Source organism: Formosa bonchosmolovskayae (assembly GCF_051016085.1).
In the GTDB taxonomy this organism is placed as follows: domain Bacteria; phylum Bacteroidota; class Bacteroidia; order Flavobacteriales; family Flavobacteriaceae; genus Formosa.
Genome location: NZ_CP174605.1, coordinates 2,863,236 through 2,879,362 on the forward strand (window position 1 = coordinate 2,863,236; position 16,127 = coordinate 2,879,362).

Annotated in this window: 11 protein-coding genes, 1 tRNA gene and 1 pseudogene; 7 read left to right on the top strand and 6 right to left on the bottom strand. The window is 30.7% G+C overall.

All coding sequences use genetic code 11. The features are described from left to right. Positions 1–55: 55 nt before the first annotated feature. Positions 56–442: an START-like domain-containing protein gene (locus tag ACKC83_RS12095; RefSeq protein ID WP_414036838.1), complete on the bottom strand. Its 387-nt coding sequence runs from the start codon at positions 440–442 to the stop codon at positions 56–58. A 135-nt stretch (positions 443–577) separates the two neighbouring features. Here ACKC83_RS12095 and ACKC83_RS12100 point away from each other — a divergent pair. Then, a tRNA-Met gene (locus ACKC83_RS12100) sits at positions 578–651 on the top strand. Positions 652–874: 223 nt separating this feature from the next. Here the strand turns inward: ACKC83_RS12100 and ACKC83_RS12105 are convergent. Together ACKC83_RS12105 and ACKC83_RS12110 are read right to left on the bottom strand one after the other, a co-directional pair. After that, a pseudogene (locus ACKC83_RS12105) lies at positions 875–1,798 on the bottom strand (ISAon1 family transposase); the annotation flags it as partial. A 55-nt stretch (positions 1,799–1,853) separates the two neighbouring features. After that, positions 1,854–2,195, bottom strand: coding sequence for an ISAon1 family transposase N-terminal region protein (locus tag ACKC83_RS12110; protein WP_434035682.1), 342 nt, complete (start codon positions 2,193–2,195; stop codon positions 1,854–1,856). Positions 2,196–2,557: 362 nt separating this feature from the next. On the opposite strand from ACKC83_RS12110, the gene ACKC83_RS12115 reads away from it, so the two are divergent. Beyond that, positions 2,558–3,403: an SDR family oxidoreductase gene (locus ACKC83_RS12115; protein WP_434035683.1), complete on the top strand. Its 846-nt coding sequence runs from the start codon at positions 2,558–2,560 to the stop codon at positions 3,401–3,403. A 29-nt stretch (positions 3,404–3,432) separates the two neighbouring features. After that, a complete protein-coding gene (locus tag ACKC83_RS12120) occupies positions 3,433–4,017 on the top strand; it encodes a DUF421 domain-containing protein (RefSeq protein WP_434035684.1) in 585 nt (194 codons plus the stop codon). Positions 4,018–4,411: 394 nt separating this feature from the next. On the opposite strand, the gene ACKC83_RS12125 is transcribed toward ACKC83_RS12120, so the two are convergent. Then, on the bottom strand, positions 4,412–5,323 hold the full coding sequence (locus tag ACKC83_RS12125; RefSeq protein ID WP_434035685.1) for a LysR family transcriptional regulator: 912 nt from the start codon (positions 5,321–5,323) through the stop codon (positions 4,412–4,414). A gap of 93 nt (positions 5,324–5,416) precedes the next feature. Here ACKC83_RS12125 and ACKC83_RS12130 point away from each other — a divergent pair, with 93 nt between their 5' ends. Continuing rightward, positions 5,417–6,013 (top strand): NAD(P)H-dependent oxidoreductase, encoded by a 597-nt coding sequence (locus ACKC83_RS12130; RefSeq protein ID WP_434035686.1) that lies wholly within the window; start codon positions 5,417–5,419, stop codon positions 6,011–6,013. Between the two features lie 433 nt (positions 6,014–6,446). On the opposite strand, the gene ACKC83_RS12135 is transcribed toward ACKC83_RS12130, so the two are convergent. Next, on the bottom strand, positions 6,447–7,262 hold the full coding sequence (locus tag ACKC83_RS12135; RefSeq protein ID WP_434035687.1) for a hypothetical protein: 816 nt from the start codon (positions 7,260–7,262) through the stop codon (positions 6,447–6,449). 1,187 nt (positions 7,263–8,449) lie between these two features. Further along, positions 8,450–9,700, bottom strand: coding sequence for a leucine-rich repeat domain-containing protein (locus tag ACKC83_RS12140; protein WP_434035688.1), 1,251 nt, complete (start codon positions 9,698–9,700; stop codon positions 8,450–8,452). 947 nt (positions 9,701–10,647) lie between these two features. Here ACKC83_RS12140 and ACKC83_RS12145 point away from each other — a divergent pair. The 3 genes from ACKC83_RS12145 (at position 10,648) to ACKC83_RS12155 (ending at position 16,120) form a co-directional block, all read left to right on the top strand. Further along, the gene (locus ACKC83_RS12145) at positions 10,648–11,211 is read left to right on the top strand and encodes an RNA polymerase sigma-70 factor (protein ID WP_414036831.1); all 564 of its coding nucleotides are present in this window, start codon (positions 10,648–10,650) and stop codon (positions 11,209–11,211) included. Between the two features lie 185 nt (positions 11,212–11,396). Beyond that, entirely contained in the window at positions 11,397–12,548 is a 1,152-nt protein-coding gene (locus tag ACKC83_RS12150) for a FecR family protein (RefSeq protein ID WP_434035689.1), read from the top strand. A 140-nt stretch (positions 12,549–12,688) separates the two neighbouring features. Then, complete coding sequence (locus ACKC83_RS12155) at positions 12,689–16,120, top strand: SusC/RagA family TonB-linked outer membrane protein (RefSeq protein ID WP_434035690.1); 3,432 nt, start codon at positions 12,689–12,691, stop codon at positions 16,118–16,120. Positions 16,121–16,127 lie beyond the last annotated feature (7 nt).

Genomic DNA, 16,127 nt, shown 5'->3' on the forward strand with positions numbered 1-16,127 from the left:
AAAAAATGCCCGAATAGTTTTCGGGCAAATATACTTTAAAATATGTAAATATCGATTAAGCTGAGCCTAAGACCTGTTTTAAATCTGAAATTTGATTTTCCCACAGCATTTTAGTTTCATCAATTTCATCTTCCTCGGCAAAATCGACTACAATAATAGAAACATCTTTAGTAATTTCGTCTACCTGAATACGAAGCTCGAAGAAATAGGGATCATCTTCATCATGTAACCATCTAAACTTGATGCGTTCACCACTTTTTTTGCTTAAGACTTTAGCTTGCTCTTCTGCTCCGTCCCAAATAAATTTGAAAAGTTCACCTCTAGAGTTTACGTTGTCGGCAAACCATTCAGATAATCCTGATGGTGTAGAAATATATGTATATAAAAGGGCTGGTGAAGCTTTTATTGGGAATTCAAGTTCAAATTTTATTTTATCTTCCATGTGTTCATTCAAAAATTATTGGCTCAATATATACATTAATTATATACTTTATATACAAATTAAATAAAATTTATTTTTTTACAATAAAAGCTTGTGAACTTCAAAATAGTTGTTATATTTGCACCCTCAAAATAAGGCGAGGTAGCTCAGTTGGTTAGAGCGTTGGATTCATAACCCAGAGGTCACGAGTTCAAATCTCGTTCTCGCTACAAGTATTTACAAGGCTTCACAGAAATGTGAAGCCTTTCTTGTTTTTATATGGGTACAGAATACCTTCCTTTTATATCTTTCCTAATATTTACCATTTAATTTTAATAATAGCTATTAATTATGCTGTTTAGAAGGTTGTGTAAGGTTACTACAGCTTATCAAAAAGAACTTTGAGAGTAGACTTTACAGGGATCAAGTTATATTTCTGGGGAGCCGTATAAATTATGCATATAATTTAGTTAATCTATAGAGAAAGAACTTAACATCTCTGACTCCTCTAAACAGCGCTCTAAATTCCTTTATTTTAGCATTAAAAGATTCTGCCGAAGCATTTGTGCTTCTATTATTAAAGTAGTTTAAAATAGAGTCATAGTGCGTTTGTATTGATTTGGCAATCGTATTAAAGGATTTAAATTCTGATTTTTCTACTTTATCATACCAATGCGCTAATTTTAATCTTGCTATACTTTTGCTAGTATTAGTTTGGAAAATATAGCTTAGATCCTGAGCAAGATTGTATGCTTTTTCAATTGTTGGATACCGTTCAAATAGAATCTCAGCTCTTTCTATTTGATTTACCGTCCACTTAGCCTTTGATTTGAATAATAGATATCTGCTTCTAGCTAATAATTGTCTGAGCGTATCACCATTAGAAAGAAGTTCAGGTTGATATACTTTTCCTTTATTTCGATCTTCTTCAATGGCTTTGTTTTCAGCTTCTATGATTTCCCATCTTAGTCTTATCCGCTCCTCTTGAACAGCTTCTGAAGCTAGTTTTTGAACATGAAACCTATCGGTAACGATGTCTGTTTTTGGAAAACATTTTTTTACGATTAAATTCATGTTTCCCGCCATATCTACAGTCACCTCCCTAACCATTTTTCGTCTTTCTAAAGGAATTTGGTTAATCACATCGATAACATCCTGTGCTTTGGTACCTTTTACAATAGCTACAATACTTCCTTTTTTACCATGAGCGTCTTTATTGGTTACAATGGTATAAAGTTCTCCATTAGAAAGTGAGGTCTCATCTAGGCTTAAATATTTACTTATATTTTTGCCGTAGAGTAACCAATCACTAGCGTGATCCTTTTGTGTCCAATCCTTAAAGTCACTAAGATGATTTTTATAGTGAAACTGAAGTGTTTTTCCTTTTAACTTATAATAATCACCAAAGCGTTTAGCGCTTACAGGGTGATTATCAAGAGAGTTCTTTTAAAAAAGAGGCAAACTCGTTAGTAATCCGAGTGCCCTTAGCAACCAAATTCCAATCTCTTTTTATGATTTTGCCAGTATCAACGAGTGTCCAACGTCTTCTTTTTATGTGCAGAAGTACCGGTTTTCCTCGAAGTGGAAAATCTTCAATAGTGATCTCTGACAAAAAACCTTTTGATTGCGCTATTTCTGACTGATATTCTTGAGGAAGTATATTTTTCTCTTCTAGGTAGAAATGCGTTTCTTGTGATGTGCTCTTATCAGAAACAATATCAAAATATTCTAATAGGCCTTCTGGTAATAAATAACGGGCTAATTCTATATTCAAAATCTAAACATTTTTTATTCAAAGATAACATTCTCCCCAACTTTTACGGTTGAGCCCTTTACAGGAAGGTAGGATTCGATTGTGGTGAATTAGAGGTTTTAAAGAGCTGTTTTGTGAAGTTTTTACAGTTAGATATCAAGTTGTAGCTCTACTATTTTAATCTACTATCAAATTCTAAAATAAGGGTTTGAGATTTATAAAATATCTTTTACTATCCCCATTAGAAATGTAAAAGATTATGCCGTACTGAACGTGTTTTTCTAATCATTAGGGAAAAGTTATTGTGGTAATTTTAATTTTAATTAAGTTCATTTCTTTTTGGTTTTAGTTTTTAATTTGAAGTATTCTAAACTGATAATATTATGAAAATTAATGAATTTCCAGAACAGGAACAGCCGCAACCAGGGAAAACACATAAAATGACTCCGGAACCGATACTTATTCGTGATAATTATAGAGGATCAGGAAAATTAGAAAACAAGGTCGCTCTAATTACAGGTGGTGATAGTGGGATAGGTGCCAGTGCCGTATTGCACTTTGCAAAAGAGGGAGCTAATATTGCTATGGTTTATTTAGAAGAAACTAAAGACGCTGAAGCCATACAAGCAGAAGTTGAGAAAATGGGTAGAAAGTGTTTGCTTATTAAAGCGGATTTAACTCACGAGGATAATTGTAAAAATTGTATTCAAGCCTGTATTAATGCGTATGGTAAATTGAACATTGTGGTAAATAATGCTGCGATGCAATTTCCAAAAGATTCTATATCGGATATAACCAAAAATCAATTACATAAAACTTTTGAGACGAATATTTATCCTTATTTTTATTTATCCAAAGCGGCTTTAGATTACTTAAGTCCAGGAGATACTATTATAAATACTAGTTCGGTTACAGCATATAGAGGTAGCGAGCATTTAGTGGATTATGCAAGCACTAAAGGAGCAATAGTAAGTTTTACGAGGTCATTATCGGCGCAGTTGGCTACTAAAAATATCCGAGTTAATGGTGTTGCTCCTGGTCCTATATGGACGCCACTAATTCCAGCAAGTTTCGATGATGTATCCGATTTTGGACAAGATACACCACTGGGTAGAGCGGGACAACCAAGTGAAGTAGGTCCGGCTTACGTTTTTCTTGCTAGCGAAGATAGTAGCTATATTACCGGACAATTTATTCATGTTAATGGAGGTGAGATAATTGGTGGTTAAAAATCAATCATTTAATACGAAATAATGTTATGATTGAGCCAAATGAATATACGTTTGATTTATTAAAAATCTTATTTGGGGAGTATAACCTACTTATTTATGTTGAAATTATTATCCGCGTACTCATCATTTTAAGCTACACAATGCTTATTATAAATTGGATTGGTAAACGTGTGGTGGGAGGTTTAGGTAGTGCCGATATTTTAATAGTTGTAGGTATGGGGAGTGCAGTTGGAGACAGCATGTTTTATCCTTCTATTCCATTAACTGTTGCTATTTTAGTTATAACATTAATAGGTGCGCTACAAAAGGTATATGTGTATTTGTCTATAAAATCCGAATCGGTCAGAAAAAAAACACATCCAAAAGTTATAAAACTGGTAGAATCGGGTAGGTTACTTTATGATAATTTTTCCGATGATCAAATCGATAAATACGAAGTGTATATGTTATTAAGAGAATCAGGAATTAAATATTTGTCTGAAGTCGAGCATGCTTATTATGAACAATCGGGTAAGTTGAGCATTTATAAATATGAGAATCCTATATTGGAGCACTCTATTCTTCCGGAGCACCTACCTAATCACGAAAAATTCCCTCATAAATCGAAATGAAAAAACAAATTTGAATGGTTGATTTATAATTTATACCTCTTAAGTCTAATATTTGCGAACCTTTATTTACTTCAGTTGGGAATTTTAACTAGGAGTGATTTATTGGCTATTATAATAATTAAGGGATTACAAAATGGTATTCTGGATTAAAATTTAGTATTTCTTTTCAGAATTTTACGGCCTATAAATACAACTGGCCTACACAGATATTTATAAACGGATTGATGCAAAAGGGAAGTGTTCGGAACTGCTTTTAATAACAGTATGAAATAATCTTCTGATGCAGGGTTTATCTATCGTAAAATCGGGTTAAAAATAGGATGACTCATATAGAAGTGCTTTAATGAAAAATTAATGTGTTTTACGTAATGTAATGTAAACGACATAACGTGTTTTACTCTGTGTATTTCATTTTTGATTTAAATATATTCTTAATTGTATCTAATTCTTTTTTGTATTTTAAATCTGTTCTAGATGCAAAATATAAAGTGTTTTCTGTTTTCACTTTTCCTTCCCAAACTAAATGTATTTCGTTTTTTAAAATTTGTTCTTGGCATAAAAAATCGGGAACTAATGCAAGTCCGTTACCATGATTTAAACATCTAATTATAGAAGTAATATTTGGTAAAATGTAATTGGGTTTAAAAGCAGGTTTCTTATTAAAATTTTCAAACCAAAAACGTCTAAAATGTTCCATTTCGTTAGATGAACTATACCAAGTGTTTTTAAGTAGTTCGTCTTCTAACTTGTTTAAATCATTAGATTTTAGGTGTTCCTGTAATTGGGTTGTATCGGTTTTATTGCCAGCTACTAAAACGATTCTTTCTTTTGAAAACGGAATATACTCCACTAAAGATTTTTTTTCATTCTGTTTTTTAGGCGTGATTACTAAATCTAAAATGCCATTGTTTAGGTCTTTTATTAAGTCTATATGTGATCCAAATCTAGCCACTAAATCAAAGTCTAGTTTAGGGATTTCAGGTTCAATAATGAGTTGAAACATTTCTGAACACATTCCTATATTTAAAGATGGATTTTTTTCTTGTGTTGTTTTCTTAAAATGCTGTTCTGCTATTTCAAGTTTAGTTAAAGATTCAATAATATATTCATATAGGAATTTCCCATCCTCTGTTGGAATCATTTTTCTCGAAGTCCGTTCAAATAGTTTTTTGCCAACATACGCTTCTAAAGCATTTAAGTGTACACTAACTCCTGGTTGGGACGCATATAAAGCAATAGAAGCTTTGGTTAAAGTTCCGTTTTCGTATATTTCTTTAAACGTTCTGTACCATTCTAAATTCACCATAACTATCAATATTTTGATACAAAGGTATGATTTGTATTATTTTTACAATAATAAGTATTGCTTTAATTTTGGCTCAAATAAAATAAGATACAAATGAAAAATATATTTATAATTAATGGAGGTCATCCATTTGCACATTCTGGAGGAAGATTTAACGACACACTTTTTAACAACACAATTTCATTTTTTAATACGCGTGAGGACTTTGAAGTGAAATATACTCAAGTAGGTGAAAACTATAACGTAAAAGAAGAAGTTGAAAAATTTAAGTGGGCAGATGTAGTGATTTATCATACGCCAATTTGGTGGTTTCAAATACCATTTGGATTTAAAAAATATATAGATGAAGTTTTTACGGAAGGTCATCAGAATGGAATTTATGCCAATGACGGAAGAAGTAGAACAAATCCAGACATCAATTACGGAACAGGTGGTTTAATGCATGGAAAAAAATATATACTTACTACAAGTTGGAATGCACCTAAAACCGCATTTACTTTAGAAAATGAATTTTTTAATCAAAAAAATGTAGATGAAGGTGTAATGTTTGGGTTTCACAGAATGAATGCTTTTACAGGAATGGAATTATTAGCAACACATCATTTTCACGATATGGAAAAAAATGCAGATGTTCCTTTTGAGTTGAATAATTACAGTGCTATTTTAAATGATTTAGCGCCTAATTTGTAATGTGCTGATGTAGTGATGAAATGTCTTGTCTTGAACTACAGCTATAGGTCGAATTAAAACTTCAAACATAATCTATATCGCGCATTGTTTTATAATCTAAAAATAAATGAAATTTCGTGGTATAGATTCATTGTGATTTTGTAGTTACAGAAATCCATTACAATGGCCCAATTCATTTAAAAAGGAAATCAGGAATTGGAAGCAAAACGATACAGACGTTGGTTGTCTATACATGTCAATTTGAGCATTCTGTATGCGATTGTGCGGTCTTTATGTATAACAGTAGCATCTTCGGAATTAGAAAGCATGGTGGCCGTGAAAATGGTTGTTGTAGAGTAGGTAGAACAGGACTTCTAAAACTTCTTAATTTCTGGTTTTTTTTAATTTTCTAGTTATTGAAAAACATTTTTAGCTTATAGATATCACTCCGTTGTCAAATGCTAAAGGAATTATCCTTTTGAAAACAAAGAGTTTCTTGCGGATTTAAAAAGTCGTCTGGTTCTCGTTTGGTTTGGTTTCTAAAAGCAATTAAAAACGAATCGTAAGAAATAAATCCTGTTTTTTCGGCTAACTCTTCCCATGTTGCATCATCCAAATATCTGTTCTCAATAAGGTTAAGTGCATCTTTTATTCTGCAATAATCTGTATATTCAACAAAATTAACGATTGCATGATATTTAAAGATATAGCATAAATGGCTTTTAGGAATATTTACTGCTTTTTCAAAATCGGATAAAGAGAATTTAGGATTTCTAAAGGGATGTTTTTTATTTACAAAACACTCGATTTCGGATACGTAAGACAACACGCTTTCTTCTACATGACTACCGTTCTCGTTCTCTTTAGGATTTATAATATTTATTGTATCAAATATCCATACATGATCAGTAATGTTTATTTGATTTTCTTCTTCTATATCCCTCTTTTGCATATCTGGATAACCATATAAAATTTCAGGATGAATTAAAATTTTACCATAAATTAAAATCCAAGGGATAATCACTAAGGCAGAATAGTGTTCTGCTCTAAATAATTCATTGGAATTTTTTTCATGATATATTGAAAACAAAATTCTAATAAATAGAAATGATGAAATGACAAAAATAAATTGGGTCCAATTTTTAATGACTAAATAATGTCTTTTTTCTAATGGATTACTGATGTCTAAATTCCAAAACTTGGTGTATAGAAGATTAAAAGATAGTAGCCAATACACTCCTACAAATACATTTAAACCAATGAATAGCATGTTTTGAATAGACTGGTTTTTTAGGTTAGGGAAGTATTCCTGAGCTAAATAAAAAAATAAAATAAAGACAGGATATAAAAAATGGCGAAATTCATTTTTATTGAAATAATTATAGTCTTTAATTAAAGATTTAAAGTATAAATATAGGGATGGCACTGCAATTATATATACCGGCAAAAGGTATCTTGAAGTTAATAAGGATTGGGCATTTATAATTTCAAAAAAACCAATGTTAATTGTCCTAATAGAACATAACATAAAAATTATCACTAAATAAATATTTACGAAAATATTGGATCTATACGAAAATAGCATAAGTGATATTACAAATAGGCCAATAATCCCAACCAAAATTAAGGTTGAGTTTACTAAAAAATGATAATGGGGCATTTACTTTTTTTTAAAAGAACAATTAAATAGGTGATTTAAAATTAACAAAATAACTATCGCAGTCTAAGTAAAACTGTTGTTTTTTAAGAAAATTCTTTCCTTTTTTTAATGAAAAATACTAATATGTTGTTTATTAGATTTTTATCAAATCAGTATTCGGGAAATTTGAATGTCGTTTGATAAAAAACTAGACAATTTGTCGCTTTCTAATCCACTAGTTTGTTATTATGTATGATCTTTTAAGATTGCGTGTCATGATAATGAAAGTCTTTACATTATTTTATCTAGTTACTGCAAAATGAAAGCTTGTATTTAGGTAGGGGAAGAAGTAAGGAAAAGTTTTCGTGAATATAATCAAATAGACACTTGTCTTATAACCTGATTCTTGGCTAGGTACTTGTTTATGCAATTGGATTTTATAACGGATAATTAGACTGAGAAGTGACAATTAACGTTATTTAAGACCAAAGTAGACTAATTATTTTTATGTGTAATTTTAGGAAAAACAGAGAACTTACTAATAAAAAAATGGATAAAATGGGGTTTGATGCAACTAAATAATTTTAATTCATTTAACAGAATTTGCATAGGTGTCCGATTTCTAATCCTATTGTTTATTTTCTTAAGGTTATCATTTTAGTTTTGGTATATTGTTAAATCAATGTTTTTTAGTTATAGGTAGACAACGACCATTTTTTTTAAAATAATATGTTTGTCTACCCATTACTAAATGAGAGAAGTACTCATGCATAACACTAATGTTGTTTAGGTGATACATGAGTACTTTTTGGTAAATTTTATTTTTTAATAACTTTTCTTACAGCTACGTTGTTTTCTGTATTTTCTATTTTCAGCAAATAAATTCCTGCAGAAAATGAGGACATATCTATTGTAGTATTACTCGTTGTTAGTAATACTTTTCCTGAAATATTAAATATTTGAGCTTTTTTAAACTCTTGCTTTCCTTCTAAATTAATGAATAACGTATTTATTATTGGATTAGGATATACCTTAATAGTACTGTGGAAATTTTCATCTGCAATACTTAGCGCATTACAATCGATAGTACTATAATCTGCAGTTTCATCTTTATCCCAATCACCAAAGTAAGTATGACCTTCATCTATTTGAATACAAGTTAAGTCAGGGTTATTTGTAGCATTAAGACCTAAGTTTTCATTATTTCCATTAGCAATATTTAAACTTGTTAAACTATTTGAAGAACAGTTTAAAGAGTATACTAATGGGTTTTGAGAAATATCTAAACTTGTTATTTGATTTGTATTACAATTTAAAGTCGTTAATGCAGGATTTTGAGAAATATCTAAACTCGTTAATCCGTTTGAATAACAAGCGATATAGTATAAAGCTGGGTTTTGAGACACATCTAAACTTGTTAAACCAATAGTATTAGCAGTTAATTTTTTTAGAGCTGTGTTTTTAGAAATATCTAAACTATTTAAGCTCATGTTACTACAAGATAAACTTTCTAAAGCTGTGTTATTAGACACATCTAAACTTGTTAACTGATTTGTATGACAAGTTAAACTGGTTAATGCTGTGTTGTTAGAAAGATCTAAACTAGAAATACTATTTGAAGAAAAAGATAGAGTTTCTAATAATGGATGTTGAGACACATCTAAACTCGTTACATTATTATTTGAAAAAGATAAATAATATAATGCTGTATTATTAGAAATATCTAAACTCGTTAAACTATTATTAAAACAATTTAAATATGTTAAAGCCGTGTTTTGAGAAATATCTAAACTCGTAATGCTATTATTAAAACACGTTAGTTTTGTTAAGCTTGTAAATGCTTCTATACCTGTTAGGTCTGTAATAGACTTGTTAGAAACATTCATATCTCCTGTAAAAGACGCGGCTTCGTCGCAAGAAATTTCACCATCGCTATTGGTGTCTATGGTATGGTCTGTTAATAATGAGTTTTTAAAGTTCGCATCGGGTATGTTTACATTGGTTATGCATTGCGCATGGGTGTGTAAATAAATGAATACTAGCAAGAGAAAGATTAATTTTGTTTTCATATAAGAAATTGATAAAAAGGTTAGTGTATACAAACTAAGTGTCAAAATTTAGTAACACCCCAGAAAAATGTTATATGTTCTCTTATTAGCGTTGCTATGGTTTTCTTCAAAGCGATTTTTCTAACTATCAAAAAAAAATGAATCAACTGATTTAATACAAATTAATTAGATTATTTCTTCAAACAATTTTATAGTAAAACTAAGATCAGCCAAATGGTTTGTAATCCTTTTTTAGAATGCTATATTTTAAATAGAAGGAAAATGATCATCCAAATTTGCTTTTAGTCTACACCCTATTATGTCTGTTAATTTGCAGTTTTATAGTATATATAATAAGGATAACACTTGATGTTATAGATTGTGAATTACTAATAATGCCATGTGAATTTAAAAGGAATTTCTGCCTTATTAAATTAGGCTATCGGAATAAAAAAACTGTGTCTGAGCATGTGTGAAATATAGAGGGGTTACTAACAGTGTATTAAATGACATAAGGATGGGCATAAAATTGAAATACTGCACAAATATTGTGCGCAAAAGAAAATATAAAACAAGTTTTATTTCCTAATCTTTGTCATTAAATATCGGCTCTAAATTATAGAGTTTGCATAAGGTCTAAATATTATTAATTGGTTTTATTCTATTTTACAAGTAGTACGATTAATCTAAAGGATAGGGTTTACTATATTTACGTTATATAAATAAATTTTTGAGTTGAGTGCTAAAATTAATCGAGTTATGTTGATACGTGAAAATTCTCTATTATTTTTTTTAAATTCTCTAAAAAATCCTATTCAATTTATCAATCTAAAAAAAAACTAAAACAATTTTTATTCTTTTATAATTCGATAAAAATATTCATCTTATTTAATATATATTAGCTAAAATTTAACTTTTTTTTAATTAAAATTTAACTATAATCTTAAAAGTGACTTTTAAGGTAAATTATGGATAGCTCTGATAAGAATATCATAAATGGCCTAAAGGCCAGCGATAAAAAGGCTTTGACTATATTGTATAATACTTATTGGAAAGTACTATATATTTCTTCATTTAATTTATTAAAAGATAAAGAAGTTTGTGAAGAAATTATACAAGATGTCTTTATTGATCTGTGGAATAAACGTCAAGAGCTTGAAATAAAAGTTTCGCTACAGAGCTACCTTTATGCATGTGTAAGATATAAAGTTTTTGCTGAATTTAGATCAAATAGAATAATGCGAGTTGAGCTATTTGAAGAAATAGATAAGCGTTTACAATATACTACACCAGAAACTAAAATGATGCACAAAGAATTACAACAGCATATTGAACTAGTTGTTGAAAGCTTGCCGGAAAAATGCAAACGGGTGTACAAACTTAGTAGAAATGAACAGTTGAGCCATAAAGAAATAGCAGAACAATTAGGTATAACTATTAAAACTGTTGAAAATCATATTACAAATGCACTTCGCGTACTACGTACATCTTTAGGGCAAATTTTATTTATTACCCTTTTTCTAAATTCTTAAATTTTATAGTAAAATCAAAATGCGTTTTGTTTAATGTTTAAATCAATTTATTGCTTTAAATGTGGTCTTTTTGTTCTTTCTGAATAGATCTTATTGTATAAATAGAAAAAATATCATTTTTTTTTAGGGGGTAAGTAACTTTTTTGACACTCACTTAATATACACTTAACGTATTAATACATTTTATGAATTACAATCAAAATAAAAATCAAGATTTTCAAGTACTCATTGAAAAATATCTCGATGGAAAAATTACGATTGAAGAAGTTAAAAAACTTGTAAATTATTATGAAAGTTTTCAAGAGAGTCATGAATGGGATGAAGAGTTGGGGGCAGAATTTAATATCAAAAATAATATACTTTTTAATATACTAAAGTCCATTCAAGAGGAAAATTCTGTTAAAAACATTCCATTTTATCAAAATTCCATTTTTAAATATATTGCTGCGGCTTCAATTGCTCTTATTGTTACATTAACTTTTCTGTTTAATAAAAATAACACCCTACATAACGAACCTGTTATTGTAGATACTAAAATTGAAATTGGGAGTTGTAAAGCGGTATTAACACTTTCAGATGGTTCTGTAGTTGCCTTAGATAGTACGAACACATATAATAATAAATGTGTGAAAGGTAACGGAAGTGAAATTATATATGGAGTCTCGGAAACTGAAAGTCAAAACTTAGAGTTTAATTATTTAACTGTTCCTCGTGGTGGACAATATCACGTAGAGTTGTCAGATGGGACAGACGTTTGGTTAAATTCAGATTCACAACTTAAATATCCTGTAAATTTCATAAAAGGACATCCTAGAGAAGTTGAATTGGTGTATGGTGAAGCTTATCTAGAGGTTTCTAAAAGTACCGAAAACCATGGAACTGCCTTTATCTTAAAAACAAAACAACAAGATATTACAGTATTAGGAACAATTTTTAATGTAAAAGCCTATATCGATGAAGTCGATATCGTTACCACATTAGTAGAAGGTAGTGTAGCTGTAAGTAATAGTATTAATAAAAATATTTTAAAGCCTAGCGAACAATCAAAACTATCTCAAGATAAAGACGATTTTGAAATTTCGACAGTAGAAGTAGAAGAATTTATTTCTTGGCACAAAGGAAAATTTAGTTTCACAAATAAGTCTCTAGCAGAAATAATGAAAGTGTTGTCTAGATGGTATGACGTTGACATTCTAATAGTTAATGAAGACCTAGAGAATATTGGTTTTACCGGAGTTATAAGTAAAAAACAACCTATAGAAAATATCCTTGGAATTATACAAAATACAAATAATATGAAATATACAATAGAGAATAAACATATCACGATTGAATAAAAAAATAGGGATATAACTAAACATCTCACCGCCAGTAATATCCCTGTGAGTAATTGATTAATTAACCAACATGTAAATTTATGAAAAAAAAAATTACTAATCCGCTTCTCTACACGCAGAGAAGGTTTTTGACGCTCATCATGAAAACATTTATTTTTTTCTTTTCGATGTCGCTCTTTAGTTTAACTCCCAAGAATGGATTTTCGCAAGGTGCCAAAATTGAAATTGAATCCAGTCGGGTTGTTTCGGTCGACGAAGTTTTTGAACTGATTAAAAATCAGACAGATTACACCTTTATTTACAGAGCAGATTTGTTCGAAAATTATCCAAAAGTAACCTTAAAAAAAGGTACAGTTAAAGCTCAAGTGCTTTTAGAAAAAACGCTTTCTAATGGAAGCTTTAGTTATGAATTCGCACAAGAAAACACAATCATTATTAAGAGTAAGATTTCTAAGGACGACCTGGGTGCTAAAGTAGATAATGATGATGAAGTACAAAGTATTATTAATGGTGTTGTCGTCGATGAAAATGGAGTTCCTCTACCTGGAGTAACGATATTATTAAAAGGCACACGTAAAGGTACAACTACAGATTTTGATGGTAATTTCAAAATCAATTTGACAGGTAATACCGAAACCCCAATATTAGTATTCACTTTTATAGGGTATGAAAAACAAGAGGTTAATGTTGGTACCAAAACCTCTATAACAGTAAAAATGAAACCTGAGCTTTCTGGTTTAGACGAAGTTGTTGTTATTGGGTATGGTACATCAACTGTAAGAGATGCAACTGGTGTTATAGCTAGAATTCAATCTGAAGATATTGAGAATGCTCCAATGGCCACAACTGTAGAATCTTTAATTCAGGGTAAAGCTTCCGGTGTAAATGTACAAATTCAATCGGCTTCACCTACTTCTCCAGTTAGTGTTGTAATTCGTGGAATGTCTTCACTAGATGGAGACAATCAACCGTTATGGGTTATCGATGGTGTTCCTCAGGAATCAACCGTAAATAGACCTAATTACGACCCTGTAACTCCATTAGCAGACTTAAACTTAGAGGAAATTGAAAGTATCGATATTTTAAAGGATGCTTCTGCAACAGCAGTTTATGGGTCAAGAGCTGCTCATGGTGTTATTATTATAACTTCTAAAAAAGGAAAGCGAAATACAAAACCCGTATTTCAATTCTCTACAAATATATCTCAAAGTATTACCGATTATAATGCATTCGAATATTTTGATGGCCCACAATACGAAAGCTTTATGGAAGCTGCCTATAGAGAGCAAATTATAACTAATGGCTGGACAGGTGATTCAGATCAATTTTTTGACGAACAGGCATTTTTTAATTTAAATACCAGTGAGTACGATGCTTCGGATTTAACACTTCTTCCAACAGCTTTTTATGGTGGTGATACAGACTGGCAAGAAGAAGTTTCACAGAATCCTTTTAATGTAAAGCATGATTTATCTGTAAGTGGTGGTTCTGAATTAACTACTTTTTATGTGGCTTTAGGTATTATAGAGAATGATGGGGTTGTAAAATCTGGATATAATAACGGGTATAACGGAAGCGTAAGGCTAGATACTAGATTAAGTGATAGGTTAACCTTTGGAATAAATTTAAGAGGTTCTACTAGAGATGCTAGTAATAAAGACGGATTACTAACTGTAGTGAATAGAATACGTCCAGATTTAAAACCATATAATGAAGATGGGTCTTTATATTACAGCTATTATGTTGAAAACCCGTTTACAGCTATTTTAAATGAAAACTCTTCAAAGACTAATTCTCTTAATACAACAGCATATTTAGAGTATGAAGTTATAAAAGGTTTAAGATGGAGATCATCTTTTACTAATGCGTATGCTGATTCTGAATATTTATCGTTTAATTACGCAGGTACCTACCAAACAGAATTAAGTGAAAGACGTTGGAGGTCTTCAAAACGAAATCGTGATTTATTTGACAATACCCTAACTTTTGCAAAGCTTATAGGCGATAAACATGATATTACAGCTTTATTAGGTTACAGTTTAGAAAAATATAGTACAAGTAGTTATTCAATATATGCTGAAGATTTTGCTGATGATGATCTTCTTAATAATTTTGGATCTCATGCATCAGTTCCAATTGTAAGTGAAAGTAAAGGTGAATCTGCGTTAATTGGTCAGTTTGCTCGTGTGCATTATAAATACGATGACCGCTATATAATATCAGGAACAATACGTAGAGATGGATCTTCTCGTTTTGGTTCAGATAGACAATGGGGTACCTTTCCTTCTGGAGCTTTAGCTTGGATAGTTTCTGAAGAAAATTTCATGAATTCTAATAACATGAAAAAATACCTTTCTTATTTAAAGTTAAGAACATCTATTGGTATTACAGGATCTACAGGTGGTCTTGGTTATTCAGATTGGGCTACAGGAATTCAGGCTGAAACTTATAATGACAGTCCAGCAATTAGTCCGAGCTCTTTAGGAAATCCACACTTACAATGGGAAGAAACCACTATGTTTGACCTTGGTTTAGATTTTTCTATACTTAACGATCGTGTTTCTGGTTCGGTAGGAATTTATAAAAAACACAGTGATAAATTAATTTACGATAATGATATTCCTTGGAGTTCTTCAGAGCGATATACATCTGCAAATATAGCGGCAATGAAGGCTAATGGTGTAGAGGTAAGCTTAAGAGCTGATATTTTTCGTACAAAAAATGATCGATTAACTTTTAACTTTAACTGGGCTACCAATAAATCTACTGTTGAAAAAATTACAGGAAATTTAGACCAACTTATTTTTTATAGCTACGATACACGTATGATATTAAATGTTGGAGACGAAATTGGTGATTGGTACGGTTACCAAACAGCTGGTAGATTTTACGCTACAGCAGAAGACTCTTATTCATTTAGAAATAGCTTAGACGAATACGGTAATCAAGAACCTTATGTTAGTGAAACAGAAGGTAAAGGAGATATGATTTATGTAGACCAAAATGGAGATGGAATAATAACTGCAGATGATGATCGTGTTAGTTTAGGGTCATCAATACCTGATGGTTATGGTGGTTTTGGTTTAAATTACACACATAAAAACTTTAATATATCGGCTAATTTTAGCTACGCCTATGGTCATTTAAGACATTGGACGGCAGCTAGAGATTGGGTTAGATATGGTATGAGAGATTATAACAGTAGTGTAAATCTTGCAGGAGAAAGTTCTGTAGTATTAAGTCCAGAAGAGGCCTCTTTTCCTAGAGTTTTAGGAACTTCTATTGGAGGGAATGGGCAATTCTCAGATTTCTTTTTACACGATGCATCTTATCTTCGTTTAAATGCATTGGCTATGAGCTATAATCTACCGCGTGAGATATTCAGAAATACGGTATTAAAGTCACTTACTTTAAATTTTAGAGCTTCAAATTTATTTACAATTACAGATTATCCAGGTTTCCGTCCAGATGGAGGTTCAATACTATCTTCAGTAGGTACGGCATCAGCAGAAGACAGTAGTACTTACCCTGATGCTTCGGTTTACAGTCTTGGATTAATAGTTAAATTCTAATATACAT

Excerpts from the sequence above, each read along its gene's own strand:
- ACKC83_RS12095 (WP_414036838.1), bottom strand. The coding sequence starts at position 442 with ATGGAAGATAAAATAAAATTTGAACTTGAATTCCCAATAAAAGCTTCA.
- ACKC83_RS12115 (WP_434035683.1), top strand. The coding sequence starts at position 2,558 with ATGAAAATTAATGAATTTCCAGAACAGGAACAGCCGCAACCAGGGAAA.
- ACKC83_RS12120 (WP_434035684.1), top strand. The coding sequence starts at position 3,433 with ATGATTGAGCCAAATGAATATACGTTTGATTTATTAAAAATCTTATTT.
- ACKC83_RS12125 (WP_434035685.1), bottom strand. The coding sequence starts at position 5,323 with ATGGTGAATTTAGAATGGTACAGAACGTTTAAAGAAATATACGAAAAC.
- ACKC83_RS12130 (WP_434035686.1), top strand. The coding sequence starts at position 5,417 with ATGAAAAATATATTTATAATTAATGGAGGTCATCCATTTGCACATTCT.
- ACKC83_RS12135 (WP_434035687.1), bottom strand. The coding sequence starts at position 7,262 with ATGCTATTCATTGGTTTAAATGTATTTGTAGGAGTGTATTGGCTACTA.
- ACKC83_RS12140 (WP_434035688.1), bottom strand. The coding sequence starts at position 9,700 with ATGAAAACAAAATTAATCTTTCTCTTGCTAGTATTCATTTATTTACAC.
- ACKC83_RS12145 (WP_414036831.1), top strand. The coding sequence starts at position 10,648 with ATGGATAGCTCTGATAAGAATATCATAAATGGCCTAAAGGCCAGCGAT.
- ACKC83_RS12150 (WP_434035689.1), top strand. The coding sequence starts at position 11,397 with ATGAATTACAATCAAAATAAAAATCAAGATTTTCAAGTACTCATTGAA.
- ACKC83_RS12155 (WP_434035690.1), top strand. The coding sequence starts at position 12,689 with ATGAAAACATTTATTTTTTTCTTTTCGATGTCGCTCTTTAGTTTAACT.